The following is a 17895-nucleotide window of genomic DNA, read 5'->3' on the forward strand; positions in this document are numbered from 1 at the left end:
GGTGGAGACTGGGCTAGCCCGCGGCGTCGCCGCTTTCCGGTGAGGCCGGCAATTCGCCGACAAGGACTGAAACGAGGACGCCGAAAAGGGCGGCCACGGCGACAAGCTGCGCGGCCGTCAGCGTCGATCGCCCTTCTTCGATCCGGGTGATCGTGTGCTTCGCGGTTCCGATCGCCTCGCCGATCTCTTGCTTCGAGATATTGCGCGACAGTCGCATTGCGCGGATGCGGTGCGCTATCTGCATGTCGGTGTCGGTCGCCTTAGACATTCGCCGCCTCCTCATCCGTGGTGGGATATTCAAGGAAGGTGCGCGATACCGCCGCCGAAGCGACGTAGGCCTCATGTGCTTGCATCACGACAAAGGTCGTGCCGATTGCCTGCAAGGCGCATTGCTTTGCTGCATCCTCGGCCTCTCGCTCGCGGTTGTGGGTGCTTACGACGTCTTTTGTCGTGGCGTCACAGACTAGCCAGAACCTATTGGGCTTGGTCGTTTCCATCAGGCGAGCCCTCGCTGCTTCATGATGTGGCGTAGGGTGTGGCGCATGTCGCGATCAAGTTCGGTGCCGTTCAGCCATCGCAGATAGTCGGCGGGCAGTTCCATGACGGGGCTGCCTCGGTGTTTGCCGAATGGCATCCGGACGAGTAGAACCGGAGCGTCTGCCCAGCGGATCATTTCGGGCAGCGTGGCGCCTTCCTCGATCATGCGCGCAAGGAGATGCGCGGTGACGTGCGTATCCGGCCCCGCACGATGGGCGAGGGAGGCGATATATCTGTCGACCGGGAGCTTGAGCGCATATCGAAGATACTGGTTTGAATGGCGCTCCATCGTCGGCCAGATGCGCTTCGCTGCCTTGAGCGTGCAGATCATCGGCTTCTCGCCGCCGGTGAAAAACTGGCGATCGAACTCGCGATTGTGGCAGGCGAAGACGTCGGCACCCGCCATCAACTGCCGCAGTATCACCTCCGGAGTGGGGCAGCCGGCGACATCTTCCTTCTCGATATGGTGCGCGGCTGCCGCTCCCGGATCGATCTCCAAACCGGGCGCTGCGACGAACGGATTGCAGAGATGGGCGATCGGATCGGTGATGGTCACCACCGCGCCGCCGTCATCGACGACCACGTCAGTCCAGCCAACCTCAAGGAGACCTGCGGGCTTCCCTTCCTCGGGAAGCCCTGTCGTCTCGGTATCGAATACACGGACGACCGCCATGATCAGGCCGCCTTTCCGTTGTCGGCCAGGCTTAGGCCGACGGCTTCGGAGGCTGCCTCGTTTAGGAACCTCTGGCGGGCCTTTTCGGCGCGCAGTGTGGCCTCCTTGATCGCCGTCGTGAGCAGAACCCGGTATCCGGTACCGTGCATCAGATCGCTGACAATGCCGGCCTGGATGTGATGGTTTTCATCATCGGCGATGACGCGCAGCCGGTGGCTGCCGCCATTTTCCTCAAAAATCTTGAGAGCGTCGACACGCGCTTGTGCATCGCGCCATTCGGTAAGCAGTCGCTCGAAGGTGTTGCGTTCCGTTTTCAAAGTGCACCTATCTCAGGGGGTTCTCGGGATCGATGGGGAGGAGGGGTGGTAGCGACTAGCTCTGGTCGCCCCCTTCCTCCTCGTCCTTGGCCTCGTCGTAGGCAGCGAGCCAGGCCTCGGCGAGCGCCGCGACGTCCTTGTATTCGCCCGGTAGGGCTTTCCGGCTCATACCGGAATGGTAGGCCGTGGCACCGCGGTCGCGCGCGGCCTCGATCTCATCGCTGCTGGGCGCGGGTGTGTCTCCGGGGAAGCCGTCGTCATCATCCCGCGCATCGCCGGCGCCGGTGTTGGGCCCCTCTGGCTTCTCGGTTGGCTTGCCGCTGGCAGCAGGCTTATTGGCTTCCTTCTGCTTCTTCCCGGCGTCATCCGCCGGTTGCTCGCCGCCCTTGGCCTTCTTCCCCCCGGCGATGTCGTCGAGCTTGCCCTTGAGGTTTTTCTTTTCGCCGCCTGCGCTGCCGGCGGCAGGGGCGACGGCGAACATTTCCTCGACGGTTGCCTCGCCCGATTTCAAGGCTGCATGCATGCCGGCCAACAGGCCGATATGGTCAAGGTTGATGTCTTCGAGGCCGCCGACCTCGATGGCGGCGAAGATCTGCTCGGGCTTCACGCCGAAAGCAGAAAAGGCTTTCAGCATTTTGTCGCGGCGCTCGGAAAGGGTTTTGATGTCGCCCTTGATCGTGGCAAGGGCGGCGTCATATGCCTTGCGCCAGACGGCTTTTGGCACCGCTGACAAGATGGCGTTGCGCTTTGCAATCGAGCACGCGGCGTTGCCAGTGACGATGATCATGTCGTCGTTGTAGAGCTTGCCATTGCGGTCGACGATGCGGCGGCGGACCCGGGCCGTAGTTGCGGCATTGGTTTCGAGATCGTGAAAGACGCCTTCGGCCTCGACGTATTTCTCGGCGCGATCAACATGGACGACGCGGGCGCCGACGCGGCAATTGCCCCACTGGCCGGCGATGATCTCGGCGAGGCGGATCGAAGGGCCGGTGATCGGCTTCCCCCCGCGCGGAAGCGCATAATTGCACTCCTCGGCGGATTGCTCATCGATCGTGACGAGTTCGAAGATCGATTTCGACGATTTTGCGATGCTCCTGGGGAAGGCATGCGCGGTGGCAATTTGCTGGTCGATCTCTGCACGGGTCAGGCCGATCGCCAGGCTGGTCTGCTCGGTTGCCGGGCCGGTGATGATTTCCCCGTCGGCGGTAATGATTTCGTTCTCTGCCATTGTTCGGTGGCTCCTCTAGGGGGCTGGATCAGAAAGGTTGGTCGTTGGGCACGAGCCGGCGCCCGCGCTTGGGTGCAGCCGCGGGCTTTTCAGCCGGCTTTTCCTTGGCGTAGTGGACGGCCGGATCAGGCAGCATTCCGATGCGATGCAGCTGCCGCATGATCAGGAGGGCGCCGTGCGCGTCGTCCACCGCGCCATGTGCTTTGAACTTCGAGGGGCGAACCTTGAAGTGGTCGAGCGCTTCCGTGAGGTTCGGGAACTTGAGGCCCCGTCCGTTCGGCCGCGGGATACGGCAGATGCCGGTCAGCGGGCGCATGACGCAGATGTTGGGCGTCTCCTCGAAGAGATCGGGAAGGCCGAGGCGACGAAGCTCCCCGCGCATTACCTTGCAATCGTATTGGGCATTGAAGGCAACGACGGCGCGACCGGCCCGGATCTCGTCGATGTAGGTGTCGAGGACGTGGCTGATCGGAAGCCCATTAGCCTCAAGGAATTCGTCCGTGAGCCCATTGACGGCGCCGGCAGACCCCGGCCCCTGCGGCATTGTCCAGCCCCGCGGCAGGACATAAAGATCGGTGCGATCCTCTTCGACGAGATCGGCGTTCACGCGGATCATGGCGAGATGGGCGAGGCGGGGCTGGCCGGGGGCATCTGCCGGCTGTTTGAAGTCGAAGAGCCCGCTCGTTTCTGTATCGATGACAAGATAATTCACTGCGGCAATCCTTTCAGGATGCCCGCGCGCAATCAGCGGCGGAAATTGGTGGAGACATCCTCGAAGGCTTCGACGCCCGCGAGGCCGGTTGAACCCTTTTGGATTTTCACGAAGGAGCGGATCGCCTGCTCGACGTGCTCGCGCTTGAGGTAAGGGCGGAGCTTTTCGAGCGGGATCGCCTCGTAATCCGTGATGCGGAAATCCCAAGTAGTCCGGACGCCGACCTTGACCCCCGTCGCCGTCTGCATCCTGCCGAGATCCTTGTTCGCAGCCGCGGCCTTTTCTTCCGCCTGGGCTGCCTGCAAAGAAAGCTCGTCGGCCTCGTCGTGCTTGCGCTCGACGGTGTCGGGCCGCTTCGCCTTCTCTGCCTCCGCGCGCTTCTTCTCCTCGGCCTCCCGAAGCCTGGCGGCTTCCGCCTCGCGCTCGCGGCGCTCTCGTGCGATCTTCTCGCGCTGATAGGATGTCGACAGTTCTTCGAAGGTGTCCGCGATGCGATCGAGGCGATCGACGAGGGGATTGAAGAATGCGTCCACCTCGCGACCAGCGGAGAGATGAGGTTCCTTCTCGATCTTCCGGGTGGCTTCGAGCTTTTTCGAAAGCTCGTTCGCGTCAACGATGACGGGCGCCACCGTTTCGAGATCCTGATCGCTCTGGATCTTCTTCGGCAGTGCGTTTGCGCGCTCTGCGATCGGCTCAATCTTTGAGATCAAGTCCGCGTATTGTGCGGCGAGCACCTCGGGGATTGGTGGGTTATTCCCGCCAATAACGGCGCGTTCATTCTCAGCGGCTACGTTCAACGCGGCCTCCTTGTGGCTTGCTAGGTTGCTGGGTCGGCTGTCGTCCGGCGGCGTGCGTATGGGTTGCAGCCCGATCGCCGCCGGGCGTCTTGTTGGCCGCTTACTCGGGCGGCGGCACGCGTAGGACGCGGATCAAGGAGGCTGGCGCGTGGAAGGCCGCACGACGCTGCTGGCGCCATGTGATTTTCTGCCCGCCTGCCAGATGCCCAATGGTGGCTCCGGCCATCTTGTGTTTGATTTCCGCGTCGACTGCGGCAAGCTCCGCGGCGGTCGCCTTGGCCGCCTGCCGCAATTCGTGGTGCTTCGCGATCAGATCGAGAACTCGATTGTCCCGGCTGAGATCAATTTCCTCGCCGTCATCGCTGGAATACATCCGCTCGATCGTATCGGCGTCCCGGCTATAGTTCGCCGCCGGCGCCTGGCCGTCGGAAACCGATTGCCAGAAGGCGAGGCTTTCGTCTTGAAGTCGCTCGACGACACCGGGAAGTATAGGGACGTCGATGATCGGCATTCTGATGCCGTGGCCGACCACGATGGGGGCGACCGCGGCCCACGAGCTTCCGGTTAGATATCCCTCGATCGTGGCTTGCAGCGCGATCCAGAGCGGCGGCTCGATCGGACCGTCGTCGGGCTGCCATTTCCGGCGGAACGCCGATGGCTCGACGCTCTTAAGCTGAACAATGCCCTTGCCACGCACCGGGTCGATCGCGATGACGTCGGGCGTTGCCCCCAGGCGGTATTCGCGATCGCGGAAATAGACCGTCGATCGACCGGTATTGTGGGTGATCTGCCAATCGGGCCGCAGTTCGCGAAGGATCTGCACGCCGACGGGCTCAAGCAGGCGACCGCGGCGGATCGCTTCGTTTTCATCAAGATCAGCGTCCCCCGCGACGCCGGCTTTCTGCGCCCACAGATCAAATCGGGTCACGAATTCATGGCAGTCGAGCAGTGCGCCAACGACGGATGCGGTTACATCCCGAGCGCGCTGCCGATGCCAGTCGACCGTTGATCGGATCTTGATTTCTTCGATCATGGCGGCCTCAGACAGCGGTGAGGCGGATTGCAGCCTCATCTACAGCGGCGTCAGTCAGTCGGGCGATACAGTCAGCGCTAAAGCTCTCCGCTTGGAGCGCAGCGCGAACAGCACCGGCGCTCGTCAGGTCGACCCGGCGGGCGACAAGGGCCGCTGCCATCTGGCCGATGCGCAATTCGTTGTGCCATTCCCGAACCGACTGTTTGCGCTGTGCAATCATTTTAAACTCCCTCAAGCATTCTGCATTTGTTCTGTTCCGCAACCTATGGGCGCCGGCCACGGGCGGGGATAACGGGGTCGTTGGCGCGGCCCCCAATGCCGCGCCAACACTTTGATTTATCGAGAAACTTTATCGAGGATGCGGCGCGCCTCGACCTCGATTTGTACCCGGTCGTCGTTATTGGCGACGTTGCGGGCGAACGCGCTGATCCCTTGCGCGAAGTCCCACGCGGTTCGGGCTTTTCTTCCCTCCTCGCGCTCGACGGTTTCCATGATTTCAAGCGCCCTCTTGCGGCTGAAATCGCGGCTAGAAAGGAAGGCGAGCGCCTCGTCGTCATCAGCCGCGATCTTTGCGGCCTTTGCCTTCTCGACGCCCTCGACGAGCTTGCGTGCGCTGCCATCGGCGAAGGATTTCAGGGCGGGCCGTGCCTGCTCCATAAAGCGGCTCGGCGCGTGCTTGCTGTGCCGCATCGTGATCTCTTCGAAGCCTTCGACGCCCCACATGATGCGGTTGCAGCAAACCGCGCGAAGGTAGAATGCCGCCAGGCGCAGGGAGCCCGAGCCGACCTCGGAATTGGTGATGTAGAAACCGCGGAACATGAGATCCGGGTCACCGCTTGGAAGCTTCCCGACTTCGACCGGGTTGCGATCGTCGACAAGGAAGATGAAGACGTCGCGATCACTGGCGAAGAGCGTCGTGGTATCGAGGCTGATTGGATGCTCCGGGTTGTAGGTCATCGAGCCCCAATCCAACACGCCAGGCACCTTCCACCGCGTATCGCCGATGCCGTCGCCGGCTACCTGCATTACCGCATCGACGACCTCGTGATCGAAGATCCGGCCGTAGTCTGGACCGGTAGCGGCAAGGAGGCTCTGGTCGCTGGAGTAGAGCTTCACCTCATCCGCGTTGCGGTTGTAGCGCAGGCCGTATGCCAGGGCGTCGGCCGTGATCTGCGAGGGAAGGGTGCGGTAGTGGGATGCGGGAGCCTTCGCGAGGCTGCATAGCTGGCCGAAACTCCAATGCGAGGGCGCGATCTGATCGCCGCCGGGAAGGCCGAGCCAAAGATCATGCATTTCCGCGGCAGTGTTCGGGGCAGAAGGGGCGATTACGTCGATCTTGCGGGTGTCGATCGTCAGCGTCGCGCTGCGTTCTGCTCGCGCTAGAACGGAGCTCTTTAGGGATGAAAGGGACAGGAACCGTTGGTCTGCGGGCCGCGCCATCCACTGGCGCGTTAGATCTGTGCGCATAATGCCTTTATCAAAATTTCCAACCTTGAATGCTGTGCTGTGCATGGGCGGATGTCCCTTGAGTTGCGTGGATCAAATCAACGCATAGGGAAATAATCCGCAATCCATGCTCTTTTCAAGTGCCAATTAGGGGTTTAATCCCTAATTTGCGGAAATTTTTTGATTGCGATTTCCCCCGTTTCGGGATATCTGCGCGCAGCGTTTATTGTATAAACTTAATAATATACTCCCTCAGATACACAAATGGGCAGTCCTTTAAGGACTGCCCATTGTGATACTATATCTAAATGGTTGTATATGTGTCTCTTATTGAGATACTAATTATAGATAATGTTAAACGCGATTTTCGTGTAAGTTTATGCGAAACTTTTAATTGACGTGAGAACCAGTCCTAGAACATCCCACTTGCCCTCGATGATTGTTTCCTTGTCCCCCGAATTTCGAACAGCATAAACGGGGTCATAATCTTCGCGTAGCTGCGCTATGGAAATCTCGGTAACGTCATCCTTGGTTCTGCCGATGACAACGATTTGCCTGTCGGGAGATACGCTCATCGCGAGCATCCCGGGGTAGCTCAGCACAATGATCATGCTATCTTGCAGGATGCCCAGACCGGCCGCGTGGCTATCACGAACTTCATAAACGCCCTGGTATTCCGCGGGAAACCGTGGGTCCGGCTCGAAGGGCGTCCGAATGTCGTTTTCCTGTTCCGGAACGGCTTCGAGAAAAACGCCTGCGCGGCAGGTGCCCAGGAGTGGCAGCCCGTCCTCCGGAATGCCGAACTTTCGGGGTGCGCTCTGTTCAAGCATCAAGTATTCGACATCGCAGTCGAGAGCCTTTGCCAGCTTGGCGAGATTTGCTTCCCGAGGCTGCGCTTTGCGTCCATCGAGCAAATCCCTAGTGAAGCCAACCGGAAGTCCTGATTGCTTGTCGACCTGCGTATTGTTCAGGCCGAGCACCGCCATTCTGCGGCGCACGCGGGAAAGAAGCTTTTGTCCCATCTCATCACTCCGTACTAAAATCCGAGATTTTCAACCCTCTGCGACGGACTTATCCCCACACATTTCAAAGTTCAAGTCTTTTGATTTCGCGCAAAATCACATCCGTTGAAATCTTGATTAGGGATTAAATCCCTATTATGGTTTGCGTCGTGCTGCTTCGGCATGAACTCGCAACCATCGGGCTCGGAATGTCTCAACTCGAAATCCTTAGATCGAACATCGTTCGGCTCTTCGACGCTTATTGCGCGGCAACAGGCGCCTCGCCGTCGGCCGTGTCCGTCGCCGTGTCGAACGACAACAAGTTCGTGAAGACGTTTCGGGAAAGGGACATGCGCGTGGGGACCTATGACTTGGTCACTTCGCGCTTCTCCGCGATCTGGCCCGAAGGGGCAGCCTGGCCGGACGGCGTGGATCGCCCGGCGCCTGCGATAGATGCGCAGGCACCGGCCCGGGGACGCCTGCAACCCACCATTCACCCCGAATGGCCCGAGGGCGTGCCTTGGCCCGCCGACATCCCGAAGCCTGAGACCGTCAACTCGCAGTCGTAACCCGAGGAGGTTCCGCGCATGGCCAGAGGCCGACCCAAGAAGAGCATTGTCACGACTACGAGCGAGATCTCGAAAGAAGAGATCAAGCGCGTCCTTCGCGACTATCAGTCCAACGCCGCAGATGCAGTCGAGGCGGCCGGTGCGGCCGGCCAGGTCGTCAAAAGCGCCATCGAGCGCCACAACCTCAATCGCAAAGCCCTGCGCTTCACGCTCGGCCTTGCCAAGATGGACCCCGCGAAGCGCCAGACGACGCTCCGCTGCCTCCTCGAATACGCGCACAAGCTCGACATGTTCTCCGATACCGACGCCTTCGACGACATCCTCGATCGCATGGAGAACATCGTGACCGAGGTTCGCGAACGGGGAGGTGCGCGCAGCGCTGACCCTGTCGTTTCCCAAACGGTCAACTGATCGGCTGCTCCCGTCAACGCGGTGAGCGCCACGCAGGGGGCGGCCGGTTCGAAGGACGGGCCGGCCGCCCAACGAACGGAGCCGGGTCAAACCGGCTCCGACTTTTTTTGTGGAGCGCTTCAATGCATCAGTCTGCAATTATCAAGCTTTTCGTTACCTCTGTCGTCCCCTCGAAATCCAATCCCTACAAGTACATCCAGTTCCCTTTCGAGGCTTCGGGTCGCACGCTCGACGAGGTCCATGAAGCTCTGGCCGAGGATGGCTGCATAAAGGGCTGGCGGATCTGGACGGAGGACACCCCCGACGGCGAAAAGGTCGCCACACGGCGTGTTCCCATGGTGGTCGGCCTCAATGGGATCGCCTTCGTCGCGCCCTGCCACTTCGACTACAAGTGGATTGAGGAGGTCGGACACAATGGCTGACCCCCGCCCGATCCTCTTCCTCGATCTCGCAACGAAATTCGGGTGGTGCGAAGGCGTCCCCGGCGGAGAGCCGAGCTTCGGCAGCGAACGCTTTGCGCCGGAAGGCGCGGGCAGCGGCGCCGTCTTCGGCGGAGCATTCAAATGGATGGCGCAGCGGTGCCAGGCGACGGCCTACCGACAGATCGTGATCGAGGCCACCCTTGATCCGCGGCATATGGGTGGGCGAACGACGCGGGACACCGGCCTGCGCTTGATCGGCCTTCCCGCTGTGATCGAGGCCGCCGCTTACCTTTGCAAGGTCTACGATTTTCACGAAGCCCGGGCGGACGACATTCGCCTATTTCTGATCGGCAAGCGCCCGAAGAAGGCGGAAGCCAAGCAACTCGTCACCGCGAAGCTTCAGGCGCTCGGATACGGCGTGCGCGATCCCGATGCGGCCGACGCCCTCGCAGGCTGGCTCTATTCGTGCAGCATCATCGCCCCCGCGCAAGCTGTCCGGCCGATCCATGTCCGGCAGCCCAATGAGCAATACGATCCGTATCGGGGGTTCTGACCATGGCCCCCGAACTCCTGATCATCGACAGTTTCGCCGGCGGCGGCGGTGCATCGACCGGGATCGAGCGGGCTCTCGGCCGCTCCCCGAACGTGGCGATCAACCACAATCGCGCAGCGCTTGCGATGCACGCGGCGAACCACCCCGAGACGATCCATCTGGACAGCAACATATGGGATGTCTCGCCGCAGACGGTCTGCCAAGGGCGGCGCGTCGGCCTTTTATGGGCTTCGCCCGATTGCAAGCATTTCAGTAAAGCCAAGGGTGGAAAGCCACTCGACCGGAATATCCGCGATCTGGCGTGGGTCGTGGTTCGCTGGGCGGAGGAGGCGCAGCCGGACGTCATTATTCTTGAGAACGTCGAAGAATTTCGGACCTGGGGCCCGGTTTATGAAGACGGGGCGATCATTCCGCAGTTGAAGGGGCAGACCTTCGACGAGTGGGTGAAGCGCCTTCGCCGCGCCGGCTACAAGGTCGAATGGCGCGAGCTCCGGGCGTGCGACTACGGCGCCCCGACCATCCGCAGGCGCCTTTTCGTGATCGCTCGCCGCGATCGCAAGCCGATCGTTTGGCCGCGTCCGACGCATGGGCCGGCCGACGACGTCGATGTGATTGCCGGGAGAAAGCGCCCGTGGCGCACGGCGGCCGACATCATCGACTTTTCGCTTCCGTGCCCCTCAATCTTCGACACCTCCGCTCAGATCAAAGAGAAATACGGCCTCCGGGCGATCCGGCCGCTCGCCGACAACACTCTCCGCCGGATCGCCAGGGGCGTTCAGCGCTACGTGATCGACGATCGTCAGCCCTTCTTCGTGACCGCCGCGCAGCACGGCGGATCGGTCCGTTCCGGCTTTTCGCCAATTCACACGATCACGGCTAGTCCGAAAGATCAAAATCAGGTGGTCATACCGACCTTGATCCAAACCGGGTATGGCGAGCGGGAGGGGCAATCGCCCCGCGTGCTGGATCTGCATAAGCCCCTCGGCACGATAGTGGCCTCCGGCTCGAAGCACGCGCTCGTGGCGGCCTTCCTCGCGCAGCACAACAACGACAGCCGTCGGATCGGGGGCGTCAACCCCGGTCGCTCCGCACGGGAGCCTTTGAGCACGCTGACGGCTCGCGGCACACAGCAGGCCGTCGTTGTCAGCCATCTCCTGAACATGAAGGGCAGCGAGCGCCAGGCGAAAGACATCCGGGCGCCTGTCCCAACGATCTGCGCATCGGCCACCCATGCGGCGCTCGTCTCCGCCTTTATGGTCAAATATTACGGCACCGCTGTTGGCCAGCCGCTTCGCGAGCCGCTCCACACTGTCACGGTCGAGGACCGGCAGGCAGTTGTTACGGTCACGATCGACGACACGAATTACTTCATCGCCGATATCGGAATGCGGATGCTTACCGAGCGGGAGAAGTTCCTCGCCCAGGGGTTCGGCTCCGACTACGTGATCGACTGCCAAGTCGATGGCCGCCCGCTCACCACCACTGAGCAGGGCTCATGCGTCGGGAATTCGGTCGCCCCCGATCTTGCCGAAGCCCTCGTCGCGGCGAACTGCGGGCATCTCGCCCGCGCGCGCGAGGCGGCAGAATGATCCGGCCCCGCAAGCGCGCCGGCCTTTCTGAAATGGCCCGAGTTGCCGGGGCCGAGGCTTCCCGTATCCGCACGGTGCAGGCCGCCCTCGCCAAGGACGGCGGGGCGGCGGCAACCAGCGCGACGCAGATCCGCCGAGCCGAGGTTTTCGAAGACATCGAGCGGCTGATCATCGCGATCATGGATGTTCCGGATCGCGTCCGCGAAGTGCTCGCACCTGTCATGAGAGCCATGGCCACAGCCGAAAAATTCGAGCGGGACCGTGAAGCGGCCCCGCCCGCCGAAACCGAACATGAATATTCAGAGAATTGAGGCGGGACATGGCAGGTGGGGGCGACCAGTTCGCGAAGTTCGCGGGGCCGGTGGCGATCGAGATCCTTGGTGAGCCCAACAAGAAGCTATCCTCCAAGGATGAGCTCCGGTTCGGGAACAAGGGATCGCTATCGGTCGATCTGAAAAAGGGGACGTTCTTCGAGCATGGCGCCGACGAAGGCGGTGGCGTGCTTTGGTTCATTGAGAAGCAGACCGGCCGCAAGGGGCGTGAAGCTGTCGAATGGCTGCGAGAGCATGGCTTTTCTGTCGAGGACAGGGCGAGCGACAGCAATCGGCACTATGGGCCGGACAACACCGACAGCCCGCGCAGCCGTGATGACGGGCCGCCATTCCGAGCCGTCGCGACTTGGGACTATGTCGACGAGACCGGCGGATTGCTTTTTCAGGTCGTCCGGATGGAGAACGGGCTGATAGGCAAAGACGGCAAGCCGGAGAAGACCTATCGGCAGCGACGGCCAGATGCCAGCAAAGCCGGGGGCTGGGATTGGTCGACAAAGGGCGTCCGGCAGGTGCCGTATCGGCTGCCGGATCTGCTCGAAGCGCTGCAACAAGGCCTGCCCATCTTCATCGTCGAAGGGGAGAAGGCAGCCGATCGTTTGATCGATTTGGGTGTGCCGGCGACGACTAACGCACGCGGCGCCGGCAAGTGGGCGCCAGAACTGAACGAGTTCTTCCGCGGGGCCCGCGCAGTTGTCCTTGCGGACGATGACCCGCAGGCGGCGACGAAAGACGGTCAGCTTCGTTTCCACGAAGATGGCCGCCCCATCTTCGTCGGGCTCGACCACGCGCGATTTGTCGCCAGCGCTCTGTCGGGCATCGCCGAAGACGTCCGCATGGTGCAACTAACCGACCGCAAGATGAAAGAGGATGTCGTCGACTGGCTAAATCAGGGCGGCACGATCGAGGATCTTTACCGGATCGCTAAGGCGGCCCCCCGCTTCGAGCGAGAGCCCTATCGGTCCCGGTTCCACGCGGTGACTTGGGCTGACATGGACAAGCCTGGCCCGGAGCACGAATGGCTGATCAAAGGCATTCTCACCCGGGCCGAAGTGGGCATGTGCGCCGGGCCGTCGAAATCCGGAAAGTCTTTCCTCGTGATCGACGCGGCGCTTGCGATCGCGCGCGGCACGTCATGGTTTGGCCGGCGCGTCGTCAAAGGTGGCGTGATTTATCAGGCCGGTGAGGGGCAGAAGGGCCTCAAGAAGCGGATCAGGGCATATAGGGAGGACAATGGGATCTCCCCCGCTGATCCGCTCGACTTCGTTTTGCTACCTGCGCGCATCGACCTCTATCATTCCGATGACCACACCGACGCGCTGATAGAAGAATGCCGTCATTGGGCGGGCACTTTCCGGGCGCCCCTTGAATTGATCGTCATCGATACGTGGGCCACGGCTACGCCCGGCGCCAATGAGAACGACGGCAAGGATGTCTCGGTCGTCTTACAGCGCGCCGCCAAGCTGTCGCAGGCAACAGGCGCCGCGGTACTTATCGTTCACCACATGAATGCCGACGGTTCGAAGGTCCGCGGCCACACTTCCATCTTGGGTAATCTTGAGAACGTGCTGATCGTGCGGCAGTGCGAGGGACTTCGCGATGACGCTGGTCGGCAGATCCGAGAGGCGGTCGTCGACAAGAACAAGGACGGCGAAGATGGCGCGCGCTTCCGCTTCACCCTCCGATCGGTGCAGATCGGCGCGGACGAGGATGGCGATCCGATCACATCGTGCGTGGTGGCGAACGTAGAAGGCGAGGGGTCCGATCAGCCCGCGCCTGAGCGCCCTGGCGTTTCCAACAATGAGGCGAATATTGTCCGCGCGATCGAGCGCGCGGAGCTTTTCAGCAGCCACGAGCATCCATCCGGCCGCGGCATCCCTGCTGGCGCTCGGATTGTGCTTTGGCGAGACGTGATCAGCGAATTCGACAAGATCGAATTCGACGATGTCCCTGACGACGAGACCCCGGAGCAGCGCGACAAGCGCCTCGATGCGCGTCTCAAGCGGCTGAAACGCTCGGGCGAAAACCTACTCCGGAAGAACATCATCGGACGCGATAACCCTTATGTCTGGCTCACGGGCCGTCGCATCAAGGGATACCGCTCCGAGTACCGCCAGACAGCACCGCAGCCGGAGCCCCGGAAATCAAACACTGAGGAAAATCATCATGACGGCTCCGACTTTGTCGAGCCGAGCGACGAGCTTTGGGGGAATTGATGACGCACGATAGCGAGCCGTGGACGCCGAAATTCGTCGGCGAATGCCTCGTCGAGGCGGTGCGTTGGTCGGAATACGCCGCTGGGCGGGTGCTGCCGGCTGACATGAAGAGCGGCATGCCTGCCCTGGAAATGTTCGCCGGCGAGCGGGAATTCGAAGGCTGGCCCACGATCGGTGAGCTCGATCCGCCGAAGCGGCCGAAGTCCTATTCTCCTGCGAAGGTCTCGCAAATGGAGCGCGTGATCCGCTGGCCAACGCTGTACCTCGGGAAGATCCCTGGGCCGACGCGGGTGCTCAACCTGTGGGTTCGCTGCAAAATCAGCCAGGGGCTCAAGTTCGACAGGGCCGTTGAGATCCGTGGGTGGAGCAGGGCTACCGCATATCGGGGACGGGATAAGGCGCTCGCGACGATCGCTATGGGGCTTACCCGCGATGGCGTGGTTAGGGGGCAGCACTGATGCGGACGATCTTTATCAAGCGTGCCGGCAAATCCGCTATGCATGTTCGCGTCTTCCAGTTCCGGCCGAAGAGGGTGTCCGCTGCTCGGGGAATGAGGCGGAAGGGGCTCCCGTGCCATGCCATCTGCACGGCGCTTGGCTTCCGCCGGGAGCGCTACGACCGGATCATCGGGCCGGCCGCGTTCTTCCGGATCTAGCGCGGTATCTTCCGCACCATGAACTTGCTCCGGCCGTGCGATCCGCACGACCCGCATTTCAACCTTATCGCCAGATCGGCGAGTGGCCGCAGTCTCATTTCCTCTAGCTTGGGGGAGCGCCTGTCGACCTCCTCCATGCGACCGCAGTCCGCGCAGTACGCGAACAGCTGGTACCATTCGGGAAGGTCGAAAAGGGAGATCCGCCCCACCGGCGCCGGCTCGGTATCGCTGCGGGGGGCTAGCGGGACCTCGGCGCGGTCTGTGACATGGGCTCCGTTGTAGCAGATGAGAAAGCGACCGGGATAATCCTCGATCGCGGCCGGCCATGCGGCTCGGATGAGGCGGTCTGTCTTCGCCCGGCAGCACGTTTCAAGCAACGCGCCGCCGTCCCGATCCCAAACTTCGATGCGGTATTCATGATTGCTCATGTTCCGCGAATGTTCTCTTTTCGGTTAGAAAGTCAAGAGCGCAGCAGGCGGCTTTTCGCCGGGTCAGTGCTTCGTCGGCCTGCGCCTGAACGCGGCTTCGGCTTGACGGTTCTCCTCGATCGCCAGAACGTGGTTGTCAGCCAGCATCGCGAGCGCGGAGGTAGCCTCCTCCTCATCCCAGCCGGCTTGCACGGCGTGCCAGACGAGTTGCTGAAAAGCAGCTTCGAGGGCTTCCTCGCATTCGAGTAGGCGATCCGGTGTATCGGGTGACCTGGGCGAACGAATATCGGTCATAACTCCTCCATGGAACGAAAGGCGGCATCGCGCGATAATGTTCCTATGGGAAAACGTAGCGCGTCCCAATCGTCCGTCCACCATGACCCGATGCCGGCCCGCATCGAGCCTTGTCTCGCGCTGCTGGTGAGCAAGCCCCCGTCGGGTCCGCAGTGGTCATTCGAGGTGAAATGGGACGGGTACCGGTTGGCGGTCCATAAAGAGCCGACCGGCGCGCGCGTCATCACCCGAGGCGGCCACGACTGGACGGATCGCTTTCCGGCGATCGCGGCGGCGGCCGGCCATATGGATTGCGACACGATGATCTTGGATGGCGAGGCCGTTGTCCTCGACGAGCAAGGGAGATCCGACTTCGGGGCTTTGCAGCAATCACTCGGCGGGCGGGGCGGCAAACGCCTGGCAGGGGACGCGCTCTTCCTCGCCTTCGACCTCCTTTACCTCAACGGGCACGATCTGACGCGGATGCCGCAGTCCGAACGCCGGGCGATGCTCGACGCTATCCTCCACGTGCCAGGCGGCTCCATTCGGTTTTCCGAGGACATCGGTGACGACGGTGCCGAACTCCTCAAGACCGCGTGCGGGCTGGGGCTCGAAGGCATCATAGGCAAGAACGGCGACAAGCCGTACCGCTCCGGTCGCCTGGGGGATTGGGTGAAGGTCAAATGCGTGCAGAGCGAGGGGTTCGCGATCGTCGGCTATGAGCCATCGCGAAACGCTCTCGGCGGGATCGGCCGGCTGTTGCTCGCTGCGCGGAAAGGGGACAGCCTCGTTTACGTGGGCGGGGTCGGGACCGGCTTCACCGCGCGCTCGGGCGCAGCGCTGCGCCGGCAGCTGGACGCAATCGCGATCCCGAAGCCCGCGATCGATGTCGGGAAACGCAAGGCCGTGTTCGTGCCGCCGACGATTGTCGCCGAAGTAGAGTTCCGGGCATGGACCCATGACGGAATACTAAGGCACGCGTCGTTTAAAGGAACGAGGGACAGCGCGGATAGCGGGGATGTTTTCCGCGTCGAAGTCGATATACGCTGACGCTAGCTTATAGAGGGGTAGGGCATGAGCGAATTCACGCGTCAGCGGTTAGAGGATCTTTTGATTGATCCCGTTGAACACCTTGGAGTTGAAATCAAAAACTGGCTCGATCTTTCCGATAACGGAGAAGATAAGGCCAACTTGGCTAAAGCGATCCTTGCACTAGCTAATCACGGCGGCGGCGTAGTCATACTAGGACTTTCCGAAGAAAACGGTCAAATGATTGAGGCTATCGGACGGCCGGCTACGTTCGATAGGTATTCGCAAGATTTGATAAATGGGATCGTTAAGAACTACGCGGATCCGCATTTCCACTGCCAAGTTTATGTTGTTCTTCGCCATTCGACAGGACTGCACTATCCTATCGTAATTGTCCCAGGGGGGCACAAAGTGCCTGTGAAGGCCCGCCGTGCCGGGCCGAATGGAAACACAGTCCACAACCACGCAATCTACATGCGCAAGCCGGGGCCTAAGAGTGAGATCCCCTTGACCTCAGCTGAATGGGACGAGGTTCTGGCGCGGTGCATTGCAAATCGTCGTGACGAACTTGCGGATCACCTCCGGGCTGTACTCTCAGGGACTACGCTCGCCACACTTGTTGGCGACATGCAGCCGAAAGCCGACACGCTGCAACGTTTCATTGAGGCGAGCCTCTCTGAATGGGAGAAACTCGTTGCGCCCTTGCCGCCCAACTCGCCAGCCCGTTTCCCGGAGGGGAAATATTGGTATTCCTATGAGATCAGCGGAGATCGCCCCTCGTTTACGCCAGCGCAGATGGCGCATCTCCTCCAGAAGAGCGTTGTTCGCCATACGGGATGGCCGCCTTTCTGGTACCCCACTCGCCCGGAAATTGCGCCCTATTGGATGAACGACGCGATGCAGTGTTGGTTGGGCGATCCCACCACGTCGACAAGCTTTACTGACGCCGCGCACTGTGATTTTTGGCGAATATCCCCCGATGGCTTAGCTTTCTTGATGAGGGGTTATCAAGAAGACAACCCGGAAATTAAAGAGCGGAGGGGTGGAGCTAAGCTGTTCGATATTACCCTTCCTGTTTGGCGATTTGGAGAGATACTTCTTCACGCCTCGCGCCTAGCGGAGAATATGTTCGAGGGGCCAACTTCCATCACTTTCAGAGCGCGTTTCGACGGCCTCGCCGGGCGAAAGCTGACAAGTATTGATGGAAGCCGCTATGTGACGGAGCGAGTTGCACGGCAAGATGCTATCGAGTTGGTTACCACGATTGACGGGCAATCGATCGAGACGAACTTGCCCGAGATTGTGGTTCCGTTCCTAGAGCCGCTCTACGCCCTGTTTGACCTAATGGAACTGCCTCCCGCACTCGTTCTCAGGGAATTGGCCGAGTTGCGTTCTTCTAACTTCTAGGAGGAGCAAGGGTGAAAGACGGGGACATACCGCATCCATATTCTCTATTGAACCTAACCCTCTCGAAATGAAATCATAAGAACGTAAAGACTACCGCGCGGAAGAGGAGGGTGGCCGATGACTATTGAGCAGCGGATAAAGCGGAACGAGGAGTTCATCAAATTTCATCGCGAACTGTCCGACATCAGCGCCCATGAGACAGAATTGGTTTAATTGAGAAGAGAGGATTTTCGGCTCATCGTAGCTCATTCAAAGGAAGCGAAGATGAGA

23 protein-coding genes are annotated in these 17895 nt (G+C 61.1%); 10 read left to right on the forward strand and 13 right to left on the reverse strand.

Annotated features, from left to right (window positions below; translation table 11 throughout):
• Positions 1–13: 13 nt before the first annotated feature.
• The 11 genes from CRO48_RS06455 to CRO48_RS06500 form a co-directional block, all read right to left on the reverse strand.
• The gene (locus CRO48_RS06455; RefSeq protein WP_176526670.1) at positions 14–268 is read right to left on the reverse strand and encodes a helix-turn-helix domain-containing protein; all 255 of its coding nucleotides are present in this window, start codon (positions 266–268) and stop codon (positions 14–16) included.
• Positions 261–497 (reverse strand): hypothetical protein, encoded by a 237-nt coding sequence (locus CRO48_RS32085; protein ID WP_176526671.1) that lies wholly within the window; start codon positions 495–497, stop codon positions 261–263. Before CRO48_RS32085 ends, CRO48_RS06455 begins: the two co-directional genes overlap by 8 nt.
• Positions 497–1210 carry a putative quorum-sensing-regulated virulence factor gene (locus CRO48_RS06460; RefSeq protein WP_097137417.1) on the reverse strand — a complete coding sequence of 238 codons (714 nt, stop codon included), beginning with the start codon at positions 1208–1210 and terminating at the stop codon, positions 497–499. The genes CRO48_RS32085 and CRO48_RS06460 overlap by 1 nt, the downstream gene beginning before the upstream one ends.
• Positions 1211–1212: 2 nt before the next feature.
• Entirely contained in the window at positions 1213–1527 is a 315-nt protein-coding gene (locus CRO48_RS06465) for a hypothetical protein (protein ID WP_097137420.1), read from the reverse strand.
• Positions 1528–1582: 55 nt separating this feature from the next.
• Positions 1583–2755 (reverse strand): hypothetical protein, encoded by a 1173-nt coding sequence (locus tag CRO48_RS06470; RefSeq protein ID WP_097137421.1) that lies wholly within the window; start codon positions 2753–2755, stop codon positions 1583–1585.
• Positions 2756–2783: 28 nt separating this feature from the next.
• The gene (locus CRO48_RS06475) at positions 2784–3467 is read right to left on the reverse strand and encodes a 3'-5' exonuclease (protein ID WP_097137423.1); all 684 of its coding nucleotides are present in this window, start codon (positions 3465–3467) and stop codon (positions 2784–2786) included.
• Positions 3468–3499: 32 nt separating this feature from the next.
• Positions 3500–4264, reverse strand: a complete 765-nt coding sequence (locus CRO48_RS06480; protein WP_176526672.1) for a hypothetical protein — start codon at positions 4262–4264, stop codon at positions 3500–3502.
• Between the two features lie 100 nt (positions 4265–4364).
• Complete coding sequence (locus tag CRO48_RS06485; RefSeq protein WP_176526673.1) at positions 4365–5297, reverse strand: YqaJ viral recombinase family protein; 933 nt, start codon at positions 5295–5297, stop codon at positions 4365–4367.
• A gap of 7 nt (positions 5298–5304) precedes the next feature.
• Entirely contained in the window at positions 5305–5517 is a 213-nt protein-coding gene (locus CRO48_RS06490) for a hypothetical protein (protein WP_097137429.1), read from the reverse strand.
• A 116-nt stretch (positions 5518–5633) separates the two neighbouring features.
• On the reverse strand, positions 5634–6764 hold the full coding sequence (locus tag CRO48_RS06495) for a DUF932 domain-containing protein (RefSeq protein WP_245423442.1): 1131 nt from the start codon (positions 6762–6764) through the stop codon (positions 5634–5636).
• Positions 6765–7120: 356 nt separating this feature from the next.
• Entirely contained in the window at positions 7121–7765 is a 645-nt protein-coding gene (locus tag CRO48_RS06500; protein WP_097137433.1) for a helix-turn-helix domain-containing protein, read from the reverse strand.
• A 188-nt stretch (positions 7766–7953) separates the two neighbouring features.
• On the opposite strand from CRO48_RS06500, the gene CRO48_RS06505 reads away from it, so the two are divergent.
• The 8 genes from CRO48_RS06505 (at position 7954) to CRO48_RS06540 (ending at position 14291) form a co-directional block, all read left to right on the forward strand.
• Positions 7954–8313 carry a hypothetical protein gene (locus CRO48_RS06505; protein ID WP_141402018.1) on the forward strand — a complete coding sequence of 120 codons (360 nt, stop codon included), beginning with the start codon at positions 7954–7956 and terminating at the stop codon, positions 8311–8313.
• Positions 8314–8331: 18 nt separating this feature from the next.
• On the forward strand, positions 8332–8724 hold the full coding sequence (locus CRO48_RS06510; protein WP_097137437.1) for a hypothetical protein: 393 nt from the start codon (positions 8332–8334) through the stop codon (positions 8722–8724).
• A gap of 122 nt (positions 8725–8846) precedes the next feature.
• A complete protein-coding gene (locus CRO48_RS06515) occupies positions 8847–9146 on the forward strand; it encodes a hypothetical protein (RefSeq protein ID WP_097137439.1) in 300 nt (99 codons plus the stop codon).
• A complete protein-coding gene (locus tag CRO48_RS06520; protein WP_097137441.1) occupies positions 9139–9699 on the forward strand; it encodes a hypothetical protein in 561 nt (186 codons plus the stop codon). Before CRO48_RS06515 ends, CRO48_RS06520 begins: the two co-directional genes overlap by 8 nt.
• Before the next feature lie 2 nt (positions 9700–9701).
• Positions 9702–11288, forward strand: coding sequence for a DNA cytosine methyltransferase (locus CRO48_RS06525; RefSeq protein ID WP_097137443.1), 1587 nt, complete (start codon positions 9702–9704; stop codon positions 11286–11288).
• Complete coding sequence (locus CRO48_RS06530) at positions 11285–11599, forward strand: hypothetical protein (RefSeq protein WP_097137444.1); 315 nt, start codon at positions 11285–11287, stop codon at positions 11597–11599. Before CRO48_RS06525 ends, CRO48_RS06530 begins: the two co-directional genes overlap by 4 nt.
• Positions 11600–11607: 8 nt before the next feature.
• Positions 11608–13833 carry an AAA family ATPase gene (locus tag CRO48_RS06535; RefSeq protein ID WP_097137447.1) on the forward strand — a complete coding sequence of 742 codons (2226 nt, stop codon included), beginning with the start codon at positions 11608–11610 and terminating at the stop codon, positions 13831–13833.
• Entirely contained in the window at positions 13833–14291 is a 459-nt protein-coding gene (locus CRO48_RS06540; RefSeq protein WP_097137449.1) for a hypothetical protein, read from the forward strand. The genes CRO48_RS06535 and CRO48_RS06540 overlap by 1 nt, the downstream gene beginning before the upstream one ends.
• A gap of 193 nt (positions 14292–14484) precedes the next feature.
• Here CRO48_RS06540 and CRO48_RS06550 read toward each other — a convergent pair whose 3' ends face one another.
• Both CRO48_RS06550 and CRO48_RS06555 read right to left on the reverse strand, forming a co-directional pair.
• Complete coding sequence (locus CRO48_RS06550; protein ID WP_097137453.1) at positions 14485–14916, reverse strand: hypothetical protein; 432 nt, start codon at positions 14914–14916, stop codon at positions 14485–14487.
• Between the two features lie 63 nt (positions 14917–14979).
• Positions 14980–15210 carry a hypothetical protein gene (locus CRO48_RS06555; RefSeq protein ID WP_097137456.1) on the reverse strand — a complete coding sequence of 77 codons (231 nt, stop codon included), beginning with the start codon at positions 15208–15210 and terminating at the stop codon, positions 14980–14982.
• A 9-nt stretch (positions 15211–15219) separates the two neighbouring features.
• On the opposite strand from CRO48_RS06555, the gene ligD reads away from it, so the two are divergent.
• Complete coding sequence (gene ligD / locus CRO48_RS06560; RefSeq protein WP_407071893.1) at positions 15220–16239, forward strand: non-homologous end-joining DNA ligase; 1020 nt, start codon at positions 15220–15222, stop codon at positions 16237–16239.
• Positions 16240–16263: 24 nt separating this feature from the next.
• Positions 16264–17625, forward strand: coding sequence for an AlbA family DNA-binding domain-containing protein (locus tag CRO48_RS06565; protein WP_097137457.1), 1362 nt, complete (start codon positions 16264–16266; stop codon positions 17623–17625).
• Positions 17626–17895 lie beyond the last annotated feature (270 nt).

This window comes from Rhizobium subbaraonis, from assembly GCF_900220975.1.
Classification (GTDB): Bacteria; Pseudomonadota; Alphaproteobacteria; order Rhizobiales; family Rhizobiaceae; genus Mycoplana; species Mycoplana subbaraonis.

Coding starts and splice junctions, on each gene's coding strand:
- CRO48_RS06490 (WP_097137429.1), bottom strand. CDS start 5,517: ATGATTGCACAGCGCAAACAGTCGGTTCGGGAATGGCACAACGAATTG.
- ligD (WP_407071893.1), top strand. CDS start 15,220: ATGGAACGAAAGGCGGCATCGCGCGATAATGTTCCTATGGGAAAACGT.
- CRO48_RS06500 (WP_097137433.1), bottom strand. CDS start 7,765: ATGGGACAAAAGCTTCTTTCCCGCGTGCGCCGCAGAATGGCGGTGCTC.
- CRO48_RS06460 (WP_097137417.1), bottom strand. CDS start 1,210: ATGGCGGTCGTCCGTGTATTCGATACCGAGACGACAGGGCTTCCCGAG.
- CRO48_RS06565 (WP_097137457.1), top strand. CDS start 16,264: ATGAGCGAATTCACGCGTCAGCGGTTAGAGGATCTTTTGATTGATCCC.
- CRO48_RS06525 (WP_097137443.1), top strand. CDS start 9,702: ATGGCCCCCGAACTCCTGATCATCGACAGTTTCGCCGGCGGCGGCGGT.
- CRO48_RS06520 (WP_097137441.1), top strand. CDS start 9,139: ATGGCTGACCCCCGCCCGATCCTCTTCCTCGATCTCGCAACGAAATTC.
- CRO48_RS06515 (WP_097137439.1), top strand. CDS start 8,847: ATGCATCAGTCTGCAATTATCAAGCTTTTCGTTACCTCTGTCGTCCCC.
- CRO48_RS06485 (WP_176526673.1), bottom strand. CDS start 5,297: ATGATCGAAGAAATCAAGATCCGATCAACGGTCGACTGGCATCGGCAG.
- CRO48_RS06555 (WP_097137456.1), bottom strand. CDS start 15,210: ATGACCGATATTCGTTCGCCCAGGTCACCCGATACACCGGATCGCCTA.
- CRO48_RS06505 (WP_141402018.1), top strand. CDS start 7,954: ATGTCTCAACTCGAAATCCTTAGATCGAACATCGTTCGGCTCTTCGAC.
- CRO48_RS06535 (WP_097137447.1), top strand. CDS start 11,608: ATGGCAGGTGGGGGCGACCAGTTCGCGAAGTTCGCGGGGCCGGTGGCG.
- CRO48_RS32085 (WP_176526671.1), bottom strand. CDS start 497: ATGGAAACGACCAAGCCCAATAGGTTCTGGCTAGTCTGTGACGCCACG.
- CRO48_RS06455 (WP_176526670.1), bottom strand. CDS start 268: ATGTCTAAGGCGACCGACACCGACATGCAGATAGCGCACCGCATCCGC.
- CRO48_RS06540 (WP_097137449.1), top strand. CDS start 13,833: ATGACGCACGATAGCGAGCCGTGGACGCCGAAATTCGTCGGCGAATGC.
- CRO48_RS06550 (WP_097137453.1), bottom strand. CDS start 14,916: ATGAGCAATCATGAATACCGCATCGAAGTTTGGGATCGGGACGGCGGC.
- CRO48_RS06495 (WP_245423442.1), bottom strand. CDS start 6,764: ATGCGCACAGATCTAACGCGCCAGTGGATGGCGCGGCCCGCAGACCAA.
- CRO48_RS06470 (WP_097137421.1), bottom strand. CDS start 2,755: ATGGCAGAGAACGAAATCATTACCGCCGACGGGGAAATCATCACCGGC.
- CRO48_RS06530 (WP_097137444.1), top strand. CDS start 11,285: ATGATCCGGCCCCGCAAGCGCGCCGGCCTTTCTGAAATGGCCCGAGTT.
- CRO48_RS06510 (WP_097137437.1), top strand. CDS start 8,332: ATGGCCAGAGGCCGACCCAAGAAGAGCATTGTCACGACTACGAGCGAG.